The organism is Neisseria musculi, from assembly GCF_014297595.2.
In the GTDB taxonomy this organism is placed as follows: Bacteria; Pseudomonadota; Gammaproteobacteria; order Burkholderiales; family Neisseriaceae; genus Neisseria; species Neisseria musculi.
In genome coordinates, this window is record NZ_CP060414.2 from 1,119,704 (window position 1) to 1,136,445 (window position 16,742).

Consider the following 16,742-nt stretch of genomic DNA (forward strand, 5'->3'; position numbering starts at 1 on the left):
GCTGTTGGGGCGGCTTACCAAACTGCTTTCTTTAAGCAGGCGGACTGACGCTGCCGTTATTTTAAAGTGGGTTGGCACAACCATCGGAAAGGCCGTCTGAAAACCTATGTTCAGACGGCCTCAATCACGGCTGGTGTTTAAACGGTTATCCCCGCCTGTCATCACCGGCAATGTCCCCGGCAGATTCGGCTTCGGCGCTTTCGCCGTGTTCTCCGCCGCCTTCTTCAAGCATTTCGTCTTCTTCCGGCTCGGCAATCCGCTCGAGGCTCACCAGCATTTCTCCCTCATCGAGATTGATCAGGCGCACGCCTTGGGCAGCACGGCCGGTTTCGCGGATTTGCGCCACTTTGGTGCGGATTAACACGCCGCCGCTGGTAATCAGCATCAAATCATCGCTTTCGTTTACCAGCGTGGCGGCTACCAATTCTCCGTTGCGCTCGCCGGTGTCGATGGCGATGATACCCTGCCCGCCTTTGCCTTTGCGGCTGTAGTCTGCAATCGGCGTGCGTTTGCCGTAGCCGTTTTGCGTGGCGGTGAGCACCTGCTGTTCGGTATGGTCGGGCGGGGAAACCAGCAGGCTGACGATGCGGCCGCCTTCAGGCAGGCGCATACCGCGCAAACCGCCGCTGCCCCGACCGGACGGGCGTACGCCGTTGCCTTTCAATACGGGCGCATCGGCACCGTCCGTTTCATCGTGTTCGGTTTCGGCTTCCATATCAAGGCCGTCTGAATCTTCGTTTTCCAAATCATCGGCTTCGCCGCTGCGTTCGTAATATTCGTTAAAGCGGATGGCTTTGCCGAGATTGGAAAACAGCATAATATCGCTGGTGCCGGAGGTTTTCGCCACCCCCACCAGCGAATCGCCGTCTTTGAGGGCAATGGCCTTGATGCCTTGCGTGCGCACGTTTTTAAACGCGGAAAGCTGCACTTTTTTCACCATACCCTGCGCGGTGGCGAAGAAAACGTATTCGTCTTCGGGGAACTCGCGCACGGCCATAATGGCGCTGACCTTTTCGCCTTCGTCAAGCTGAATCACGTTGTTAATCGGGCGGCCTCGGCTGTTACGCCCGCCTTCGGGCAGTTTGTACACCTTAATCCAGTGACACTTGCCGAAGTTGGTAAAGCACATCAGATAATCATGGGTGTTGGCGACAAACAGGGTTTCGATAAAGTCTTCGTCTTTGGTGGCGGCAGCCTGTTTGCCGCGCCCGCCGCGCCGCTGCGCCTGATAATCGGTGGTGGGCTGGGTTTTGATGTAGCCGCCGTGGGTGAGCGTTACCACCATTTCTCGCGGCGGAATCAAATCTTCATCGGCAATATCGCCGCCAAACGGGTTGATTTCACTGCGGCGCCCATCGCCGAAGTTGGTTTTGATTTCTTCCAGTTCTTCACCAATGATGGCGGTGATGCGCTCGGGCTTGGCCAAAATATCCAGAAAATCAATAATCTGCCCCATGATGGTTTTGTAGTCGGCCACGATGGTGTCTTGATCGAGGCCGGTGAGGTTGCGCAGGCTCATGCGCAAAATAGCATCGGCCTGAATGTCGCTGAGAAAATAGCCGCCCGCCTGCAAACCCAAACCTGCTGGCAGGCCTTCGGGGCGCGCCATCTGCATATCCAAATCGGTGCGCGCCAGCATTTCGCCCACCAAACCCGACTGCCACGGGCGCGAGAGCAGTTTTTCTTTGGCTTCGGGGGCATCGGCGGATTCTTTGATAAGCTGAATCATCTCATCAATATTCGACAAGGCCACCGCCTTGCCTTCGGCGATATGGCCTTCGTGGCGCGCCTTTTTCAGGCGGAACAGGGTGCGGCGGGTAACGACTTCGCGGCGGTGGCGCAGAAATTCGCTCAAAATCTGTTTCAGATTAAGAAGGCGCGGCTGGCCGTCTACCAAAGCCACCATATTGATGCCGAAACTGTCTTGCAGTTGGGTTAATTTATACAGTTGGTTTAAAACCACTTCGGCATTTTCGTTGCGCTTCAGTTCGATCACCACGCGCATACCCGATTTGTCGGATTCATCGCGCAGATCGGAAATGCCTTCTAACACTTTGTCGCGCACCAGCTCGCCGATTTTTTCCACCAGCTTGGCTTTGTTTACCTGATAGGGGATTTCATCGATGATAATGGCTTCACGCTCGCCGTTTTTGCCGATAGGCTCGATATGGGTTTTACCGCGCATCACCACGCGGCCGCGGCCGGTTTTATAACCCTCGCGCACCCCGCCCAAGCCGTAGATGGTGGCACCGGTGGGGAAATCGGGGGCTTTGATGATATCGATTAATTCGTCTATACCGGTTTGCGGGTCGGCCAGCAATTTCAGGCAGGCATCGATGGTGTCGGGCAGGTTGTGCGGCGGAATATTGGTGGCCATGCCCACGGCGATACCCGAGGAGCCGTTTACCAGCAAAGCGGGAAAACGGGTGGGCAGCACCAGCGGTTCACTTTCGCTGCCATCGTAGTTGGGGCCGAAATTAACGGTTTCCTCTTCGATGTCGGCCAGCATTTCGTGGGCGATTTTTGCCATGCGGATTTCGGTGTAGCGCATGGCCGCCGCGCCATCGCCATCGACAGAGCCGAAGTTGCCCTGGCCGTCTACCAACACATAGCGCATCGAAAAATCCTGCGCCATGCGCACGATGGTGTCGTACACCGCCGAATCGCCGTGCGGGTGGTATTTACCGATAACGTCGCCGACAATGCGGGCAGATTTTTTATATGCACTGTTCCAATTGTTTTTCAATTCGTGCATGGCATACAGCACGCGGCGGTGCACGGGTTTCAGGCCGTCGCGCACATCGGGCAGCGCGCGCCCCACAATCACGCTCATGGCGTAATCGAGATAGCTGCGGCGCATTTCTTCTTCAAGGCTGACGGGGAGGGTTTCTTTGGCGAAATGATGGTCGTTGCGGATGGTGGCGTCGGTCATAACGGGATAGCGGTTTCTATAGAAAATTCGCGCCATTTTAGCATAAAACGCGCCTGCATTGGCGTATCCGCAATGTTCGATACCGAGCCGCCGCAGCCGTCTGAAAAACCCGCCCTGCCTCAGAGATGCCCTGCATGCCGCTTTCAGACGGCCTTTGCAAACCGTAAAACCATATGGAACACAACGCAGCCGGGCAAAGACAGTACGGCAGACCATGTGGTTCCCTACGTTTTACGTTTTACCGCAGCCTCTGCAACCGGCAAACCTATGCCGGGCTGTGTAACAAATGCCCGCCGCCGTGCGCCGTTGCGCCCGCCTGCCCGCCGCCTTACAATGACCGCTGTTTCCAACTCACGGAGAGCTTTTATGCGCCCGATTCTGATGCTTGCGCTGGCCGCAGCCGCCCTGCAGGTTTCTGCTGCCCCGCACAGCGATAAAGACACCTTCGAAAACACCCGCTACCAGGAAAGCGAAGCCGAAAAATCGGCGCGGGAATTTAAAGAAGCCGATGTCGCCCTGCCTGCCTTTCCCGACACAAAAAACGGCGGCTGGTTTGATATTGATGCCGGCAACGCTTTCGACAAGCGGCCGAAAATCCTGCTCGAGAGCATCAGCCGCGCGCCGGACGGCACGGTGCGTTATGTTTTAAACGTGCAGTCGAAGCAGGGGCACGACAACCTCACCGCCGAAGGCATTTACTGCGCGTCCTCTTCTTTCGGCGGCGAGAACAAACGCTCGGCTTATAAAGTATTCGGCTACGGCGATCCGGTCAACCAACGCTGGATTGCCCCGAGTAAAGGCAGCTGGAAAAACATAGGCTCGATTCTCAGCGGTGCCGACCCCATACGCGGCCCGCTGTTCCGCGCGTTCTGCGAAGACGGCACCCCGAGCGGCGGGCCGGCTCTACAGCAGCGGGTTATCGAACGGGCGGGCAAACATCATCCTTCCCTGACCAACCGCAACAAATAACCCTCAAGGCCGTCTGAAAATGTTCAGACGGCCTTCTGCCTTTAACGCAACCGCATCGTTGTTTTGAACATTCTGCCATATTCCCGCCGGCCCGCGCCGCCAGAAACCGCCGCTTTCCTGCGGTGCAGCACGCCACAGCGGCAATACTGAAAAACTGAAAACATCATGGATCTTCACCTTATTGCACTTCTTGCCATCGGCTTTCTGGCCGGGCTGATGGATGCTGCGGTGGGCGGCGGCGGTTTGTTGCAGATTCCCGCCCTCTTTAACGCCCTGCCCAACAGCGTGCCGGTTACCTCGGTGATGGGTATCAACAAATTTGCTTCATTCAGCGGCACCTTCACCGCCTCGGTTCAATTTGTGCGCAAAATCCGCGTGCCGTGGAACATGCTGCTGCCCGCCGCCGTGCTGGCGTTTCTGGCTTCTTACGGCGGCGCGCGGCTGGTAGCCTATCTGCCTGTCCACCATATCAAACCGGCAATGCTGGTGATTATGGCGGCGATGTTTGTTTACACGTTTTTTAAAAAAGATTTGGGGCAGGTTGCCCGCACCGCGCAACTGAGCCGCAAAGAAACCGCATGGGGGTTGTTTTTCGGCGCCCTGATCGGTTTTTATGACGGCCTGTTCGGCCCGGGCACCGGCAGCCTGCTGGCTTTTGTGTTTGTGCGTTTTTTCGCTTACGACTTTCTCACCGCCACCGCTTCGGCCAAAGTGATTAACTTCACCACTAATCTGGCCGCACTCGCGTTTTTTATCCCCAACGGCCACATTGTTTGGGCATGGGCGCTGCCGCTGGCGGCCGCCAACCTGTGCGGCGGGCTGGCGGGCACGCATCTGGCGATACGCGGCGGCAGCCGCTTGCTGCGCTATGGGTTTATGGTGCTGTTGTGCGTGTTAATCGGCAAGTTTGGTTGGGACCTGCTGCACACGGCATAAACGTTTTATCAAACAAACGCTTGTTTATAAAAGGCCGGGGCTCTGCAAAAATCAAAAGCATCAGAAAAAGTTTGTCTGCCGCCATTGGCTGCGCAAGCCCGCCGCGCTACCCCAGTCCAAACGGCCTCCACCCAAATGTTGGTTCATCAACACTTGCAATATTTCAACCTAGATTCCCCTGCGCGTGAATGACGGCGTTTGAGCATTTCAAACGGCATGAAGACATGTTTTGCAAAACTTCAGGCCGTCTGAAAAGATTTGCGGCTTTTCAGACGGCCCGATAATTGACACGGCTTCTATTTCTCAAACTTATTTCATCAAATAACCCAACACCCCCGATGAAACCACCGCCACCAGCACCGTGGGCAGCATGCCCCAGCGGGCGGCAGCAAACAGCGTGATGGCGAGCGCAACCAATTCATGCGGTTTGTCGGATACGAAATGCGGTGCAATCACGGCAACCAGCACACAGCCCGGCGCGGCTTCCATCACCGCCGCCGCCCGCCTGCCCGGTGTGCGGTTGCGCAGGGCGGAAAAACCGATCAGCCGCGTAGAATAGGTTACCGCCAGCATACCCGTAATGGTGAGGAACGAAGCCCACGAAATCATGCTTTGTCTCCCCCAAAATAAGCGGCCAGCAGTCCCGCCGCCGCACCGGCAGGCACATACCACGCCCCATCGGCAGCGAGATATACCGCCGCAGCCGCCACCAAGCTCACCAGCCACGGGCGCGCGGCGGCAAAACCTTTCCACAAACCGCGCAGCAGCACCAGAAACACGGCGGGGAAAGCCATGCCGAATCCCCAAGCCTCCACATTGCCCAACCCCGGGCCGACAGCCGCACCCAAACCGGTGAACACCACCCACACCGCATAAAGCGTTAAGCTCACACCCATATAATAAGGCAGGCTAAACAGCGGCAGGCCGAGACCGAGCTTTTTGCGCCTGTGGATGTCGGCCAAGCTCATCGCCCAGCTTTCATCGGCCATAAAAAACAGCGCGGGCAGGGCTTTTTTCAAAGGCAGCCCTTTCAGATAAGGCGCAAGTGCCGCCCCCATCAGGATATGGCGGCTGTTAATCATCAGGGTTACGGTGATAATCAGCAGCGCCGGCAGCGGGCTGCCCCACAAACCCACGGCGGCAAATTCGGAGCCGCCGGCAAAGTTCAGCCCGGCCATCATCGACATTTCCAGCGGGCTCATGCCTTTCTGCCCGCCCTGCACGCCTAAAATCAATGCAAACGGCAGCATGCCGATAATCACCGGCAGGCAGTCTTTCACACCGCGTTTAAATTCGGACCGGGTCGGCGGGTTGTTCGTTGTCATGGCGGTATCCAAAACGGAAAAGGCCGCCATTATAAACCAAGCGGCCGTCTGAAAACATGGTGCCGCCTGCTGGTGCAACGGCTGCAAACCGTTATAACGAAATCATCTTTTATTAAAACCAACCATTCTTTCCCTTTTTCAGACGGCCTCGGTAAAGTGGCGGCATATCCCTGATGATTTGCGCTTGTGCGCCATCCGATTATGCTGCTCACCCCCCCCCTGCGTGTTACCCGGCTTCAAACTCAGCCTCGGCTTAACTGTGTTGTGTCTGTCGCTTTTGGTTGTGCTGCCGTTTGCGATGATGGCAGTGAAAGCGGGCGAAATCGGCTGGACGGCGTTTTGGCAGACCATTTCCGAGCCTAATGTTTTGGCGGCGGTGTGGCTGAGTTTGAAGATGTCGTTTTATGCCATGCTCACCAATATCGTGTTCGGCACGCTGGTAGCTTGGGTGTTGGTGCGTTATGAGTTTCCGGGCAGAAATCTGGCCAACGCGCTGGTGGATCTGCCGTTTGCGCTGCCCCCACCGCCGTAACCGGCATCGCGCTGGCCACGCTCTATGCGCCGCAGGGTTGGATAGGCCGTCTGTTTGCGCCGTGGGGTATCAGCATCGCATTCACCCCTGCCGGCATCTGGATTGCGCTGGTGGTGGTGAGCCTGCCGTTTATCGTGCGCGCGGTGCAGCCGGTGCTCGAAGAATTGCCGGCCGGATACGAAGAAGCCGCCGCCACGCCGGGTGCCGGCCGTCTCACCGTGTTCCGCCGCGTGCTGCTGCCCGAAATCACCCCCTCCCTGCTCACCGGCACCGGCATGATGTTTGCCCGAGCCACCGGCGAATACGGTTCGGTGATTTTTATCGCGGGCAATATCCCGATGGTTTCCGAAATTCTGCCGCTGGTGATCACCGGCAAGCTCGGGCAGTTTGATGTGCAGGGCGCATCGGCGGTGGCGCTGTTTATGCTGATGATTTCGTTTGCGGTTCTGTTTCTGCTCAACGCCGGCCAATGGGCTTTGAACAAACGGGCGGGCGCGAAGGCTTGAAGCGCAGGCCGTCTGAAAAGCCACCCCGTTAGGTTTCAGACGGCCTTATGCCAACGATGCCCTACCGCCGGAACCGGCGCAAAACGGCAAAGGAAGGCAGGCCGACAATACAGCTCCGGATCTGCTGCCGCTTGGGCGGCCTGCAAAACCGTTCTCTTCGAACAAAAAAGAACAAAAAAAGCGCGGCAACGCTGTAACGGAAACAACACCGCAAAGGCCGTCTGAAAAACCGTTCCGTTATGTTTCAGACGGCCTGACACCGCCTACCCGTGAAAAGTAATGCAGAGAGCAGCAAGGGTAAAGCCATACAGGCAGGCACAGCCCCGACTCTGCTGCCGCTTTGGCAGCCTGCAAAACCGTTCTCTTCGAATAAGAAAGGAACAAAAAAACGCGGCAACGCTGTAACGGAAATAACACCGCAAAGGCCGTCTGAAAAACCTGCACACGCTTTTCAGACGGCCTTGTCTTTATCTCTAACGCTTTCTTCCCTGCCGCAGGGCAATCCGTCTGCTTGCGGAAAACACCCTGCCCGGCAGCAGGCAGCGGCCGGCCGTTTGAACACCACAGCGGTTAAAAAAGAACCGTAGAAAGAATCGGATTGCTTGATTTATTTGCGCCCGGCTGCTTGCAGATTCAGCCGCATTTTGCTGTGTTCATCAGGCGCACGGCTTTCAGACGGCCCTGGCGTATTTCGGCCAGGCCGATGAAGGTGCCGTTTTCGCGGTATATGCGCAGCGGGCCGCCCTCCGGCCTGTCCTCGGCATCGGGGCGGCGGCCTGTTTGCAGCATATCGGCGGCGCGGCTGCCGATCACGGTTGCAGGCAGGTGCCGAACCAGCGCATCACAGGGCAGCAGCAGCGCATCGCGTTCGGCTTCGCTTAAGGCTTCGAGGGTTTCAAGGGTGTGGCTTTCGGCGGTGGTGAAACCTGCGGTTTCGGTGCGGCGCAGGGCGGTGAGGTGGGCGAAGGTGCCGGTGTGTTTGGCGATGTCTTCGCCGAGGGTGCGGATATAGGTGCCTTTGCTGCAACGCACGTCAATCACGGCGGCGGGCGGGGAAAACGAGCGGATATTGATCGAATAAATTTCGATGCCGCGTGCTTTGCGCTCGATGGTGATGCCTTTGCGGGCGTATTCGTAGAGCGGCCTGCCTTCGTGTTTCAATGCCGAAAACATCGGCGGCACTTGGCGGATTTTGCCCGTTAATGCGCGGCAGGCCGTCTGAAAAGCGGCCGGGCTGATATTTGCGGGCGCGGCGGCGATCACTGCGCCTTCGGCATCACCCGTGGTGGTGGCTTCGCCGAGCTTCAGCGTGGCGGTGTAGGCTTTGTCGGCATCGAGCAGATATTGGGCGAATTTGGCGGCTTCGCCGAAACACACGGGCAAGAGGCCGGTGGCAAGCGGGTCGAGCACGCCGGTGTGCCCCGCTTTTTCGGCGCGGTAGAGGCGGCGGGCTTTCTGCAGGGCGGCGTTGCTCGAGAGCCCTTGCGGTTTGTCGAGCAGCAGCACGCCGTTTACGGGGCGTTTGGTCGGTTTGTGCATACGGGGTTTCGGTGGGTATCCAAAGAGAAAGGCCGGTGTTTCAGACGGCCTGGGGAGGCAGTTGCAGCCTGCGGGCGGTTATGTTCGGCAGCGGTTGTGTCGGGCAGTTGCGCCCGGTTTAGTCTTCCACCGGTTTTTCTGCCGCCACCTGATCAATCAGGTGAGAGATGCTCATGCCGCGCGCCAGCGATTCATCGTATTTGAAATGCAGCTCGGGCGTGCGGAACAGCTTGATGCGTTTGCTCAATTCGCTGCGCAGGTAGCCTTTGGCGTGTTCGAGCGCTTCTTCGGTGATTTCGCGGGCGGTGTCGTCAAGCACGGTGTAATAAACGGTGGCGTGGCTGTAGTCGCGGGTAACTTCCACATCGTTGATGGTGATGAAACCGGCGCGCGGGTCTTTGAGGCCTTTGCGCACCAGTTCGGCCAGCTCGCGCATAATCTGCTCTTTCACGCGGTCTTGGCGGGCATAGCCCCGTTGGGGTTTTCTCATGCGGTGATCCTTTAATCGATGATGCCGCCTGAACAATGTTTCAGACGGCCGAATATTCCAAACCGCCGCCATTATAGCCGATAGCCGGTTCGATTTAAATGAAAGCAAGGCGGCAGGGCGCAGGCCGTACAAATCATGCTGCGCCGGTTCTGCCGCCGCTTTGGCAGCCGGCAACATCATTTTTTGGGGCTGAAACAGGCCGGTTGCGGTATTCAGTTTTTGTAATCCGCCATATTTCTCTTTCAGACGGCCTGCAAAAGCGGTAGGCTTAGGGCTGACACCCGACAATCAAACAGGAGCTTGGCATGACCCAAACCATCAAAATCGGCCTGGCCGGTTTCGGCCTTTCCGCCAAAGTGTTCCATCTGCCGTTTTGGCAGGCAGACGGGCGTTTCAAAGTGGTGCGCGTGTTGCAGCGTTCGGGCAGCCCGGCGCAGCAAATCCTGCCTGATGCAGAAATCGTGCGCAGTTTCAGCGGGCTGCTGGCAGACGATACCGATTTAATCGTGATTACCACGCCCAACCAAACGCATTTTGAGTTTGCCCAACAAGCCCTGCTGGCGGGCAAGCATGTGGTGGTGGAAAAACCGCTGTGCGCCACCGCAGCCCAAGCGCGCCGGCTGGCGGATCTGGCGCAAAAACAGGGCGTGGTGCTGACGGTGTATCAAAACCGCCGCTGGGACGCCGCGCTCCTCACCGCCAAACGGCTGCTTTCAGACGGCCTGCTGGGCGATATTGTCGATTGCGAAATCCGTTTCGAGCGTTACGCCGAAGGCTTGAGCCCGAAAAGCTGGAAAGAAACCGGCGGGGCAGACGTAGGTTTGGTGTACGATTTAGGCTCGCACCTGGCCGACATGGCGGTGGATCTGTTCGGCCTGCCGCAGGAAATCTATGCCGATGTGCGCCGCCAGCACGAGGGCGCGGTGAGCGATGATAATTTTCAGATGCTGCTTTATTATTACCCGGACGGCAAAAAAGTTTCGCTCACGGCGGGAAAATACATGCGCGAGCCGCTGCCGTTTATGGCTTTGCACGGCAAACGCGGCTCTTATGTGAAACAAAACGCCGACAATCAGGAAGCTCTGCTGGCTGCGGGCGCGGTGCCCGAAGGTGATTGGAACCGCGAACCGGAAGCCGAATGGGGCATTCTGCACACGAAAACCGCCGAAGGCGCCGTTATCCGCCAACGTTTTGAAGGCGAGCGCGGCGATTACGGCGCGTTTTACCGCAACCTTTACAATGTGTTGGCCAATGGTGCCGAATTGGCGGTGAAACCGCAGCAGGCGGTGCAGGTTTTAGATTTGCTGGAAAAGGCTTACCAAAGCGCAGAAAGCAAACAGCGGGTGGAAATTTGAATGTTTATGTTTATGTTTATATTGATAGGCTCAGGCCGTCTGAAAGTTTTCAGACGGCCTGTTTCCGTTATAAACAGCAGCTGCCGAAACGCAGTTTTTTGCTGAACACCAATTCGTGTGTGAGCTGTTTCACCACCAAAATATTGGTGCGGTCTTCCAATGCGCGGATGCTGTGGGCTTCGTTCGGCTCCAAGCGCACCACCTGAAGCCCGGCGGTGTTAAGCGTTTCTTTTTCGGTGGTGATTTGCGCGCTGCCGTTGAGCACGATTAACAGTATGATGGCATCGGTTTCGTAAACGGGGATTTCGTTGCCGCGCTGCAGGGAAAGCTGCACGAGCTGTTGGTCGTTGTCTTCGGCAATCACGCCGCCGATTAAGGCCTGTGGGTCTAAAATATATGGTTTCATGGCGCATATTCTCTGTGAAATTTCATTACGCCGCCCATTATAAAACCGCCGGCGGCGGCGGACAGGCTTTTTCAGACGGCCTTTGATATAAGGCAAAGGCAGGGTTCGCGCTGCGGCAGGCCCAATCCGCTTCATTGCCGCCCCAGCCCGAAAAGAGCGCTTCTGCCCGCCGGCAAAGCGGCAAACAGAACCGTTTCTGCGCCGCCTGCCGCCAAAAATAAAGCAGCTTCGCCATACACACCGCGCCGCCTGCCGCCCCGTATCCAAAATCGGCCCGATTCGCTATACAATATGCAGCGTATCAAAAATATACCGAGCCACACCCGCCGCCATGTCGAAAAAAATCCTGATTATTTCCCCCAGTTGGATAGGCGACTGCGTGATGACGCAGCCGCTCTGCCGCCGCCTGCACGAGCTGCACCCGGGCGCCGCCATCGATGTGTTTGCCCCCAAATGGTCGATGGCCGTGTTCGAGCGCATGCCCGAAGTCAGCGAAATCATCGAAAACCCGTTCGGCCACGGCGCGCTGGCGCTGAAAAAACGCTGGCAAACGGGGCGGCAGCTGGGGCGGCGTGGTTACGACCGGATTATCGTGCTGCCCGGTTCGCTCAAATCCGCCCTTATTGCGGCTGCCAGCGGCATCAAACAGCGCACGGGCTATGTGGGCGAATCGCGCTACCTGCTGCTCAACGACATCCGCAAACTCGATAAGGCCGCGCTGCCGCTGATGGCAGACCGCTATACCGCGCTGGCGCATTCCACGCAGGCCGCATTCAACGGCAGTCCGGGCAATCCGCTGTTTAAAATCGATGCAGAGCGCAAAGCGGCCGCGCTGGCCAAACACGGCTTGAACACCCGCCAACCCGTTTCGGCTTTCTGCCCGGGCGCAGAATACGGCCCCGCCAAACGCTGGCCCGCCCGCCATTTTGCCGAACTCGCCCGCCGCCATGCCCGCGCCGGCCGGCAGATCTGGCTGTTCGGCTCGCAAAAAGATTTCGATATTGCCGAAGAAATCAACACGCTTTCAGACGGCCTCTGCATCAATTTGTGCGGCAAAACCGATTTGGCAGAAGCCATCGATTTATTGGCCTGCGCCGAAACCGCAGTCTGCAACGACAGCGGCCTGATGCACCTGGCCGCCGCCGTGGGCTGCAGGCTGGCGGCGGTGTACGGCTCTTCCAGCCCAGTCCACACACCGCCGTTGAGCAATCGTGCCGCCATCGTAAGCCTGAATTTAGACTGCTCGCCCTGCTTCAAACGCGAGTGCCCGCTGGGGCATACCGACTGCCTCAACAAACTCGCGCCCGAGCAGGTGGAGCAGGCAATAAAATCGCTGGAGCAGGCTTGACTTCTGTATCCAACCCTCCACCGAAACCGGCACGCGGACGGCAGGCCGCAGGCGGTGCAGACACCGCATGACAGCCAACGCCGTGATGATTTCTAGAACAGATCGGCGGCAGCAGAAGGCCGTCTGAAAAACAACGTGGCGGTTTTTCAGACGGCCTAACGTGTTTTTATTTCCGCTGCGGCGTTGCCGTGCTTTTAATTTAAAGAGAACGGTTTTTTCAAGCCGCCAAGCGGCAACGGAATGAGCCCACAATATCCCTAGTGCCTTCGGCCTGCGTAGGTTTTAGCGGAGCAGGCAGTTCAGATCGCTGAAGCAGGCTTGACTTCTGTATCCAACCCTCCACCGAAACAACTACACGAACGGCAGATCGCAGGAGGTATAGACACAGCATGACAGCCAAGGCCGTGATGATTTTTAGAACAGATCGGCGGCAGCAGAAGGCCGTCTGAAAAACAACAGGGCGGTTTTTCAGACGGCCTAAATGAATTTTGCAAAGGTTGCGCCCTTTTCGCTTTTACTCCCGCTGCGGCATGGCTGTGTTTTTTTATTTCCGCTGCGGCATTGCCGTACTTGTGTGCTGACTTTATTCTGCTGGTGTTCAATAGAGAGCAGGTTTGCAGGCCGCCCAAGCGGCGGAAGAATCGGTTTCTTATCTGCACCACTCTGCCGCCTTGCGCCGAAATGTTCAACCGCCCTGTTTTCAGACGGCCTGTGTAGAAACACCGGCGTTTTTTACAGTATGCCGCATCAATCCGCGAAGCTCCGCACAGCGGCCAAACTGCCGGGGAGCCAGTGCCTCAGGCAGAACACTGCCCCGCCCGCCCGTTATCGGCACAGCAACCGTTTACCGCATACCGAAAGCCGCATGGCTGCCACTGCAAAAAGTGCCGCCCCCCCCCTTGCCACGATTTAAACAGGTGCCTGCCCTACCCTGCATGCTGCCTCAACTCCCCGTGAAGCAGGTTTCATATAAAGGCTGCAGGGCGCGGATTTGCGCCGCCAGCCAAGCCGCGCTGTCGGTTTGGCCGATAACGCCGCGTTCGATATGGCTGCCGATGCAGAAAAAATCACCCAGTGCCAAATCCAAACCACCCGCACGCTGTACCGCCGCAGTCGGATAATCGGCATATTCGCCATCGCTGTCGCGCCACATATCAAAGCCGTCAAAATCCCCACCCGCCAATGCCTGCGGCCATTGCCGGTATTGCTCCAGCGACACGGCCGACTGCGCCGCACGGTAGCTGTGCCAATCCAGGCACACGCCCAAACGGCGGCGGTTGAGCAGCAGCGAAAAAATCACCGCCGAATCCTGATAACGCGTGTATTTGAAATAGGCAAAAAAATGCGCCCGCACCTGCCAGCCGTTGCACCAGCGCTCGATATGCGGCGGAGCAAATTCCGCGCCCAACTGCGCCGCAACATTCTCCACCGTGTGCCGCCACACCAGCCACGCCGAGCGGTGCGCCGCTTTAATCCCGTCCAAACGCTCCGGACAATAACGCTTGATTTGCGCCAATTGGAAAAACGGCAAATCGAATACAGCGGCATGATGCGGCTGCAACATTATTGGCTCCCGTCAAAAAACAGCATTCTACCCCAGCGGCTTCGATATAGTGCAAAAAGCCGTCTGAAGTTTTCAGGCGGCCTTTGCTTATTCTTGCTTTAAATAAGCTACTATAAGATTTGGGGAACCAAACATCAATCTTGTATGTCATTAAGCCACATCACAGCACCTGTTAAAAACATGAACCACAGCCAACCTTATTTAACCCGATACGGCAAACTCGGCCATATTATTTGGGAAAGCCGTGAAACGCTCTGCCAATGCACAAAGCCGAAATGTTCACATTCTATTCGATATATTGAAATATTTTATGCCTCACCAACCTGCCCCAAGTGCAAAAGCCGAATTGAGCATCCTTATAAATATATTGTATTCGATGTTGAAAGCCCTGCTGTAAAGTTTGATAAGGCTAAACCAAACTCTGAAGAAAACCCAACTGAATTTCGAATCTGCCAATTTTCGTGGGCAGTTTACCGCCATGATGGCAATCTTGAATATATTCAAAACCACATTATCCAACCCAACGGCTACCGACTACCCGCCGATCATCAAAACAGACGCGGCTTTTCTCATGATGATGCCTGTAAACAAGGCAGGCCTATTCTTGAAGTTATCAGCCTTTTCCAACAAGATTTAGCACGTTACCCTGCTGATGAAATATGCTTGATTGCATTTAATATTTCACATGATATTGGTTTAATCAATAAAGAACTGTTACGGACAGGGCAGGACGAAATAAATTTTTCAACATTCAAACAATTCTGTCTGATGAAAAACACCACAAGCCTATGTGAACTAACCTTTCCAGACGGGCGGGAAGGGTTTAAACACCCTTCACTGATGGAGCTCCACCAATATTTGTTTGGCGGTTTTTCAAACTGGCATAATGCTTTTTACGATGTCCAGGCCACAGCCAGATGTTTTTTTGAGTTGGTCGGGCGAAAATATATCGTCTGCACACATGAAATCGACACAATAGCCGATTTACGAAACGAGACAAAACACAAACAAGAATACACAGAAAAGATGCTTTCGGAAAACAAGCAATTAGAAAACCGGCTCGAACATACAAAATCAGCGTTGTCTTCAGCCTTACACAACAATCAACAACTTCAAGAACACCGTTTATGTTTAGACAGAGATATTCAGACATGGCAAAGCCGTTATGCAACCTTAACCTCGCAAAACAAACAGCTTCGGTTTGCACTTGCAGCCATAACAACCGCCTTTTTTATAACCATAATCTGTTATTTCTTATGGCCGTCTGAAAACCATCTATATCATGCCGGCAACCAACCCAATCAGTTGGTGATTGTAAAAAACACCGCACTATATAAACGCGCATCAAGAAAATCCGGCAATTTCGCCGGATTTATACAAAAATGCAGTCTTGTGTCTGTTACCAAAAACAACAACGGTATAAGCGAATACGGCAATGGCAAATGGCTGCACATTTCCTATACAGGAAAAATCTGCCAGAATCAGAACATGAAAGGAAAATGTCTTAACAAACACACTGCGGGCTGGGTTGATGCCAAAGATATCCAATCAAAAACAAAATCCTGCCCAAATTAAAAACACTTATATATGATAAAAATCATTGAAACAAAGCCATAAAATTGCATTGCCCGCTTGCCCGCTGCTTCTTCAATCATTATATTTTGCCCCGCTTCAATCAGAAAAATCCAATCATACCTGCCGTCCGCACCACAATTCCGCAAGCTGCAAACATCTTGAAAGCCTTAACCGGCACATTCTGCCGCGACCCGGCCGGTTTTTTTGTTTAACGTTTGACCGCTCCGGTTTCAGCAACCCAATGTAGTGCCGTATATCGACACTCTATGCCATACCCCGCCCATTGCAGGCAAACTCTCCAAGCCTTTCAGACGGCCTTTATGTATAAAGCGGCGACATCTTTTGCACAGAAAAACGCTAGCTTTTGCACGAATTGAAGGTAAAAGGAAATGATAGCTTTTGCACAAACTATCTAAAAGTCGCTTTAAAATTTAAAAACCATATTATCCTCATACCCCAGCCCCTTGGCCACGCCCGCAATCAAGCTAACCGAAGCGATGCCATCAAACACTGCCCACTCCTGCGGTCGGTGTTGTTTTAAGAAACCCAAATAATCCATAAACTCGCTGCGTGTACTGCTGAAGAACACGAAAGGCGGGCGAACCATGTACATAAGTTGAAGAAACTGCACCATGCCGAAGTAGTGCTTGTTGGCATACATACCCTGCAATGTCGAAACATACGGTGGGTCAAGCACAAGCAGGGTTTTAGGCTCGTCAACATACTGCGGCAGCAGGGTTTGGAACGGTTGGGAAACAATCTCTAGTCCTTTTAAATAGCCGTCCGCATCGGGGTAATCGGTGCGGCGGATGCAGTTGTACATATGCTTATTAAGAAGCTCGGCCATGGTGCCGGCCTGATTGCTGCTGAACAGCAGCCACGAACGTAGGCAGTGCAGGTCTTTGTAGCCGTTGAAATCCTGAATGGCAGCGACAACTCGGGCTTTAGTCGGCTTGTCCAAATGCCTGTCGCGGGGGTAATCGGCCAGCACGACGGCGAGTGTCTGCCGCAGGCGGTTGGTATCGGGGATATGGCGCAAACGCTCGGCGTAGCCGTCGAAGTCGTTATAGATGACACGGGCGGCGGGTTTGGTGTGCTTGGCAACGTGCGAGAGCAGGCCGCTGCCGCCGAATGCGTCAACGATTGTCCAGCCCGCGCCGTCGGCAGGGATGTTGTCTAATGCGTCTTTAAAGGCTTTGATAAAGTTGCGTTTTTGCCCGAAAAATGGCAAGGGGGCTTTGGTGTGGTGTTTGGTCATAACAGCA

15 protein-coding genes and 1 pseudogene are annotated in these 16,742 nt (G+C 55.4%); 7 read left to right on the forward strand and 9 right to left on the reverse strand.

Annotation, left to right across the window (positions count from 1 at the left end; translation table 11 throughout):
- Window positions 1-145 precede the first annotated feature (145 nt).
- The gene (gene gyrA / locus H7A79_RS05865) at window positions 146-2,932 is read right to left on the reverse strand and encodes a DNA gyrase subunit A (RefSeq protein ID WP_187001347.1); all 2,787 of its coding nucleotides are present in this window, start codon (window positions 2,930-2,932) and stop codon (window positions 146-148) included.
- Between the two features lie 72 nt (window positions 2,933-3,004).
- Between gyrA and H7A79_RS05870 the strand changes: the two genes are divergently transcribed.
- Entirely contained in the window at window positions 3,005-3,901 is an 897-nt protein-coding gene (locus tag H7A79_RS05870) for a CNP1-like family protein (protein WP_343060897.1), read from the forward strand.
- A 3-nt stretch (window positions 3,902-3,904) separates the two neighbouring features.
- Here H7A79_RS05870 and H7A79_RS05875 read toward each other — a convergent pair whose 3' ends face one another.
- A complete protein-coding gene (locus tag H7A79_RS05875) occupies window positions 3,905-4,078 on the reverse strand; it encodes a hypothetical protein (RefSeq protein WP_167743074.1) in 174 nt (57 codons plus the stop codon).
- On the opposite strand from H7A79_RS05875, the gene H7A79_RS05880 reads away from it, so the two are divergent.
- Entirely contained in the window at window positions 4,067-4,837 is a 771-nt protein-coding gene (locus H7A79_RS05880) for a sulfite exporter TauE/SafE family protein (RefSeq protein ID WP_187001348.1), read from the forward strand. The genes H7A79_RS05875 and H7A79_RS05880 overlap by 12 nt on opposite strands.
- Before the next feature lie 309 nt (window positions 4,838-5,146).
- On the opposite strand, the gene H7A79_RS05885 is transcribed toward H7A79_RS05880, so the two are convergent.
- Together H7A79_RS05885 and H7A79_RS05890 are read right to left on the reverse strand one after the other, a co-directional pair.
- The gene (locus tag H7A79_RS05885; protein ID WP_187001349.1) at window positions 5,147-5,446 is read right to left on the reverse strand and encodes an AzlD family protein; all 300 of its coding nucleotides are present in this window, start codon (window positions 5,444-5,446) and stop codon (window positions 5,147-5,149) included.
- Window positions 5,443-6,162 (reverse strand): AzlC family ABC transporter permease, encoded by a 720-nt coding sequence (locus H7A79_RS05890; protein ID WP_187001350.1) that lies wholly within the window; start codon window positions 6,160-6,162, stop codon window positions 5,443-5,445. The genes H7A79_RS05885 and H7A79_RS05890 overlap by 4 nt, the downstream gene beginning before the upstream one ends.
- Before the next feature lie 193 nt (window positions 6,163-6,355).
- Here H7A79_RS05890 and cysT point away from each other — a divergent pair.
- Window positions 6,356-7,200: pseudogene (gene cysT / locus H7A79_RS05895) on the forward strand (sulfate ABC transporter permease subunit CysT).
- Between the two features lie 269 nt (window positions 7,201-7,469).
- On the forward strand, window positions 7,470-7,787 hold the full coding sequence (locus H7A79_RS05900; RefSeq protein WP_187001351.1) for a hypothetical protein: 318 nt from the start codon (window positions 7,470-7,472) through the stop codon (window positions 7,785-7,787).
- A 46-nt stretch (window positions 7,788-7,833) separates the two neighbouring features.
- Here H7A79_RS05900 and truB read toward each other — a convergent pair whose 3' ends face one another.
- Window positions 7,834-8,739 carry a tRNA pseudouridine(55) synthase TruB gene (gene truB, locus H7A79_RS05905; protein WP_187001352.1) on the reverse strand — a complete coding sequence of 302 codons (906 nt, stop codon included), beginning with the start codon at window positions 8,737-8,739 and terminating at the stop codon, window positions 7,834-7,836.
- Window positions 8,740-8,857: 118 nt separating this feature from the next.
- Complete coding sequence (gene rbfA, locus H7A79_RS05910; protein WP_187001353.1) at window positions 8,858-9,229, reverse strand: 30S ribosome-binding factor RbfA; 372 nt, start codon at window positions 9,227-9,229, stop codon at window positions 8,858-8,860.
- Window positions 9,230-9,534: 305 nt separating this feature from the next.
- Between rbfA and H7A79_RS05915 the strand changes: the two genes are divergently transcribed.
- Window positions 9,535-10,584 (forward strand): Gfo/Idh/MocA family oxidoreductase, encoded by a 1,050-nt coding sequence (locus H7A79_RS05915; protein ID WP_187001354.1) that lies wholly within the window; start codon window positions 9,535-9,537, stop codon window positions 10,582-10,584.
- 67 nt (window positions 10,585-10,651) lie between these two features.
- Here the strand turns inward: H7A79_RS05915 and H7A79_RS05920 are convergent, their stop codons facing one another.
- Window positions 10,652-10,990, reverse strand: coding sequence for a cupin domain-containing protein (locus H7A79_RS05920; protein WP_187001355.1), 339 nt, complete (start codon window positions 10,988-10,990; stop codon window positions 10,652-10,654).
- A gap of 331 nt (window positions 10,991-11,321) precedes the next feature.
- On the opposite strand from H7A79_RS05920, the gene waaF reads away from it, so the two are divergent.
- Window positions 11,322-12,338, forward strand: a complete 1,017-nt coding sequence (waaF, locus tag H7A79_RS05925; protein WP_187001356.1) for a lipopolysaccharide heptosyltransferase II — start codon at window positions 11,322-11,324, stop codon at window positions 12,336-12,338.
- A gap of 943 nt (window positions 12,339-13,281) precedes the next feature.
- On the opposite strand, the gene H7A79_RS05930 is transcribed toward waaF, so the two are convergent.
- Window positions 13,282-13,902: an HI_0552 family protein gene (locus H7A79_RS05930; protein ID WP_187001357.1), complete on the reverse strand. Its 621-nt coding sequence runs from the start codon at window positions 13,900-13,902 to the stop codon at window positions 13,282-13,284.
- Between the two features lie 144 nt (window positions 13,903-14,046).
- Between H7A79_RS05930 and H7A79_RS05935 the strand changes: the two genes are divergently transcribed.
- The gene (locus tag H7A79_RS05935) at window positions 14,047-15,477 is read left to right on the forward strand and encodes a 3'-5' exonuclease (RefSeq protein ID WP_187001358.1); all 1,431 of its coding nucleotides are present in this window, start codon (window positions 14,047-14,049) and stop codon (window positions 15,475-15,477) included.
- A gap of 424 nt (window positions 15,478-15,901) precedes the next feature.
- On the opposite strand, the gene H7A79_RS05940 is transcribed toward H7A79_RS05935, so the two are convergent.
- Entirely contained in the window at window positions 15,902-16,735 is an 834-nt protein-coding gene (locus H7A79_RS05940; RefSeq protein WP_187001359.1) for a DNA adenine methylase, read from the reverse strand.
- Between the last annotated feature and the right edge of the window lie 7 nt (window positions 16,736-16,742).

Bases quoted from the DNA above. Each gene is read 5' to 3' on its own strand.
- waaF (WP_187001356.1), top strand. From the start codon at position 11,322: ATGTCGAAAAAAATCCTGATTATTTCCCCCAGTTGGATAGGCGACTGC.
- H7A79_RS05870 (WP_343060897.1), top strand. From the start codon at position 3,005: ATGTTCGATACCGAGCCGCCGCAGCCGTCTGAAAAACCCGCCCTGCCT.
- H7A79_RS05930 (WP_187001357.1), bottom strand. From the start codon at position 13,902: ATGTTGCAGCCGCATCATGCCGCTGTATTCGATTTGCCGTTTTTCCAA.
- rbfA (WP_187001353.1), bottom strand. From the start codon at position 9,229: ATGAGAAAACCCCAACGGGGCTATGCCCGCCAAGACCGCGTGAAAGAG.
- H7A79_RS05920 (WP_187001355.1), bottom strand. From the start codon at position 10,990: ATGAAACCATATATTTTAGACCCACAGGCCTTAATCGGCGGCGTGATT.
- truB (WP_187001352.1), bottom strand. From the start codon at position 8,739: ATGCACAAACCGACCAAACGCCCCGTAAACGGCGTGCTGCTGCTCGAC.
- H7A79_RS05880 (WP_187001348.1), top strand. From the start codon at position 4,067: ATGGATCTTCACCTTATTGCACTTCTTGCCATCGGCTTTCTGGCCGGG.
- H7A79_RS05890 (WP_187001350.1), bottom strand. From the start codon at position 6,162: ATGACAACGAACAACCCGCCGACCCGGTCCGAATTTAAACGCGGTGTG.
- H7A79_RS05915 (WP_187001354.1), top strand. From the start codon at position 9,535: ATGACCCAAACCATCAAAATCGGCCTGGCCGGTTTCGGCCTTTCCGCC.
- H7A79_RS05885 (WP_187001349.1), bottom strand. From the start codon at position 5,446: ATGATTTCGTGGGCTTCGTTCCTCACCATTACGGGTATGCTGGCGGTA.
- gyrA (WP_187001347.1), bottom strand. From the start codon at position 2,932: ATGACCGACGCCACCATCCGCAACGACCATCATTTCGCCAAAGAAACC.
- H7A79_RS05940 (WP_187001359.1), bottom strand. From the start codon at position 16,735: ATGACCAAACACCACACCAAAGCCCCCTTGCCATTTTTCGGGCAAAAA.
- H7A79_RS05935 (WP_187001358.1), top strand. From the start codon at position 14,047: ATGTCATTAAGCCACATCACAGCACCTGTTAAAAACATGAACCACAGC.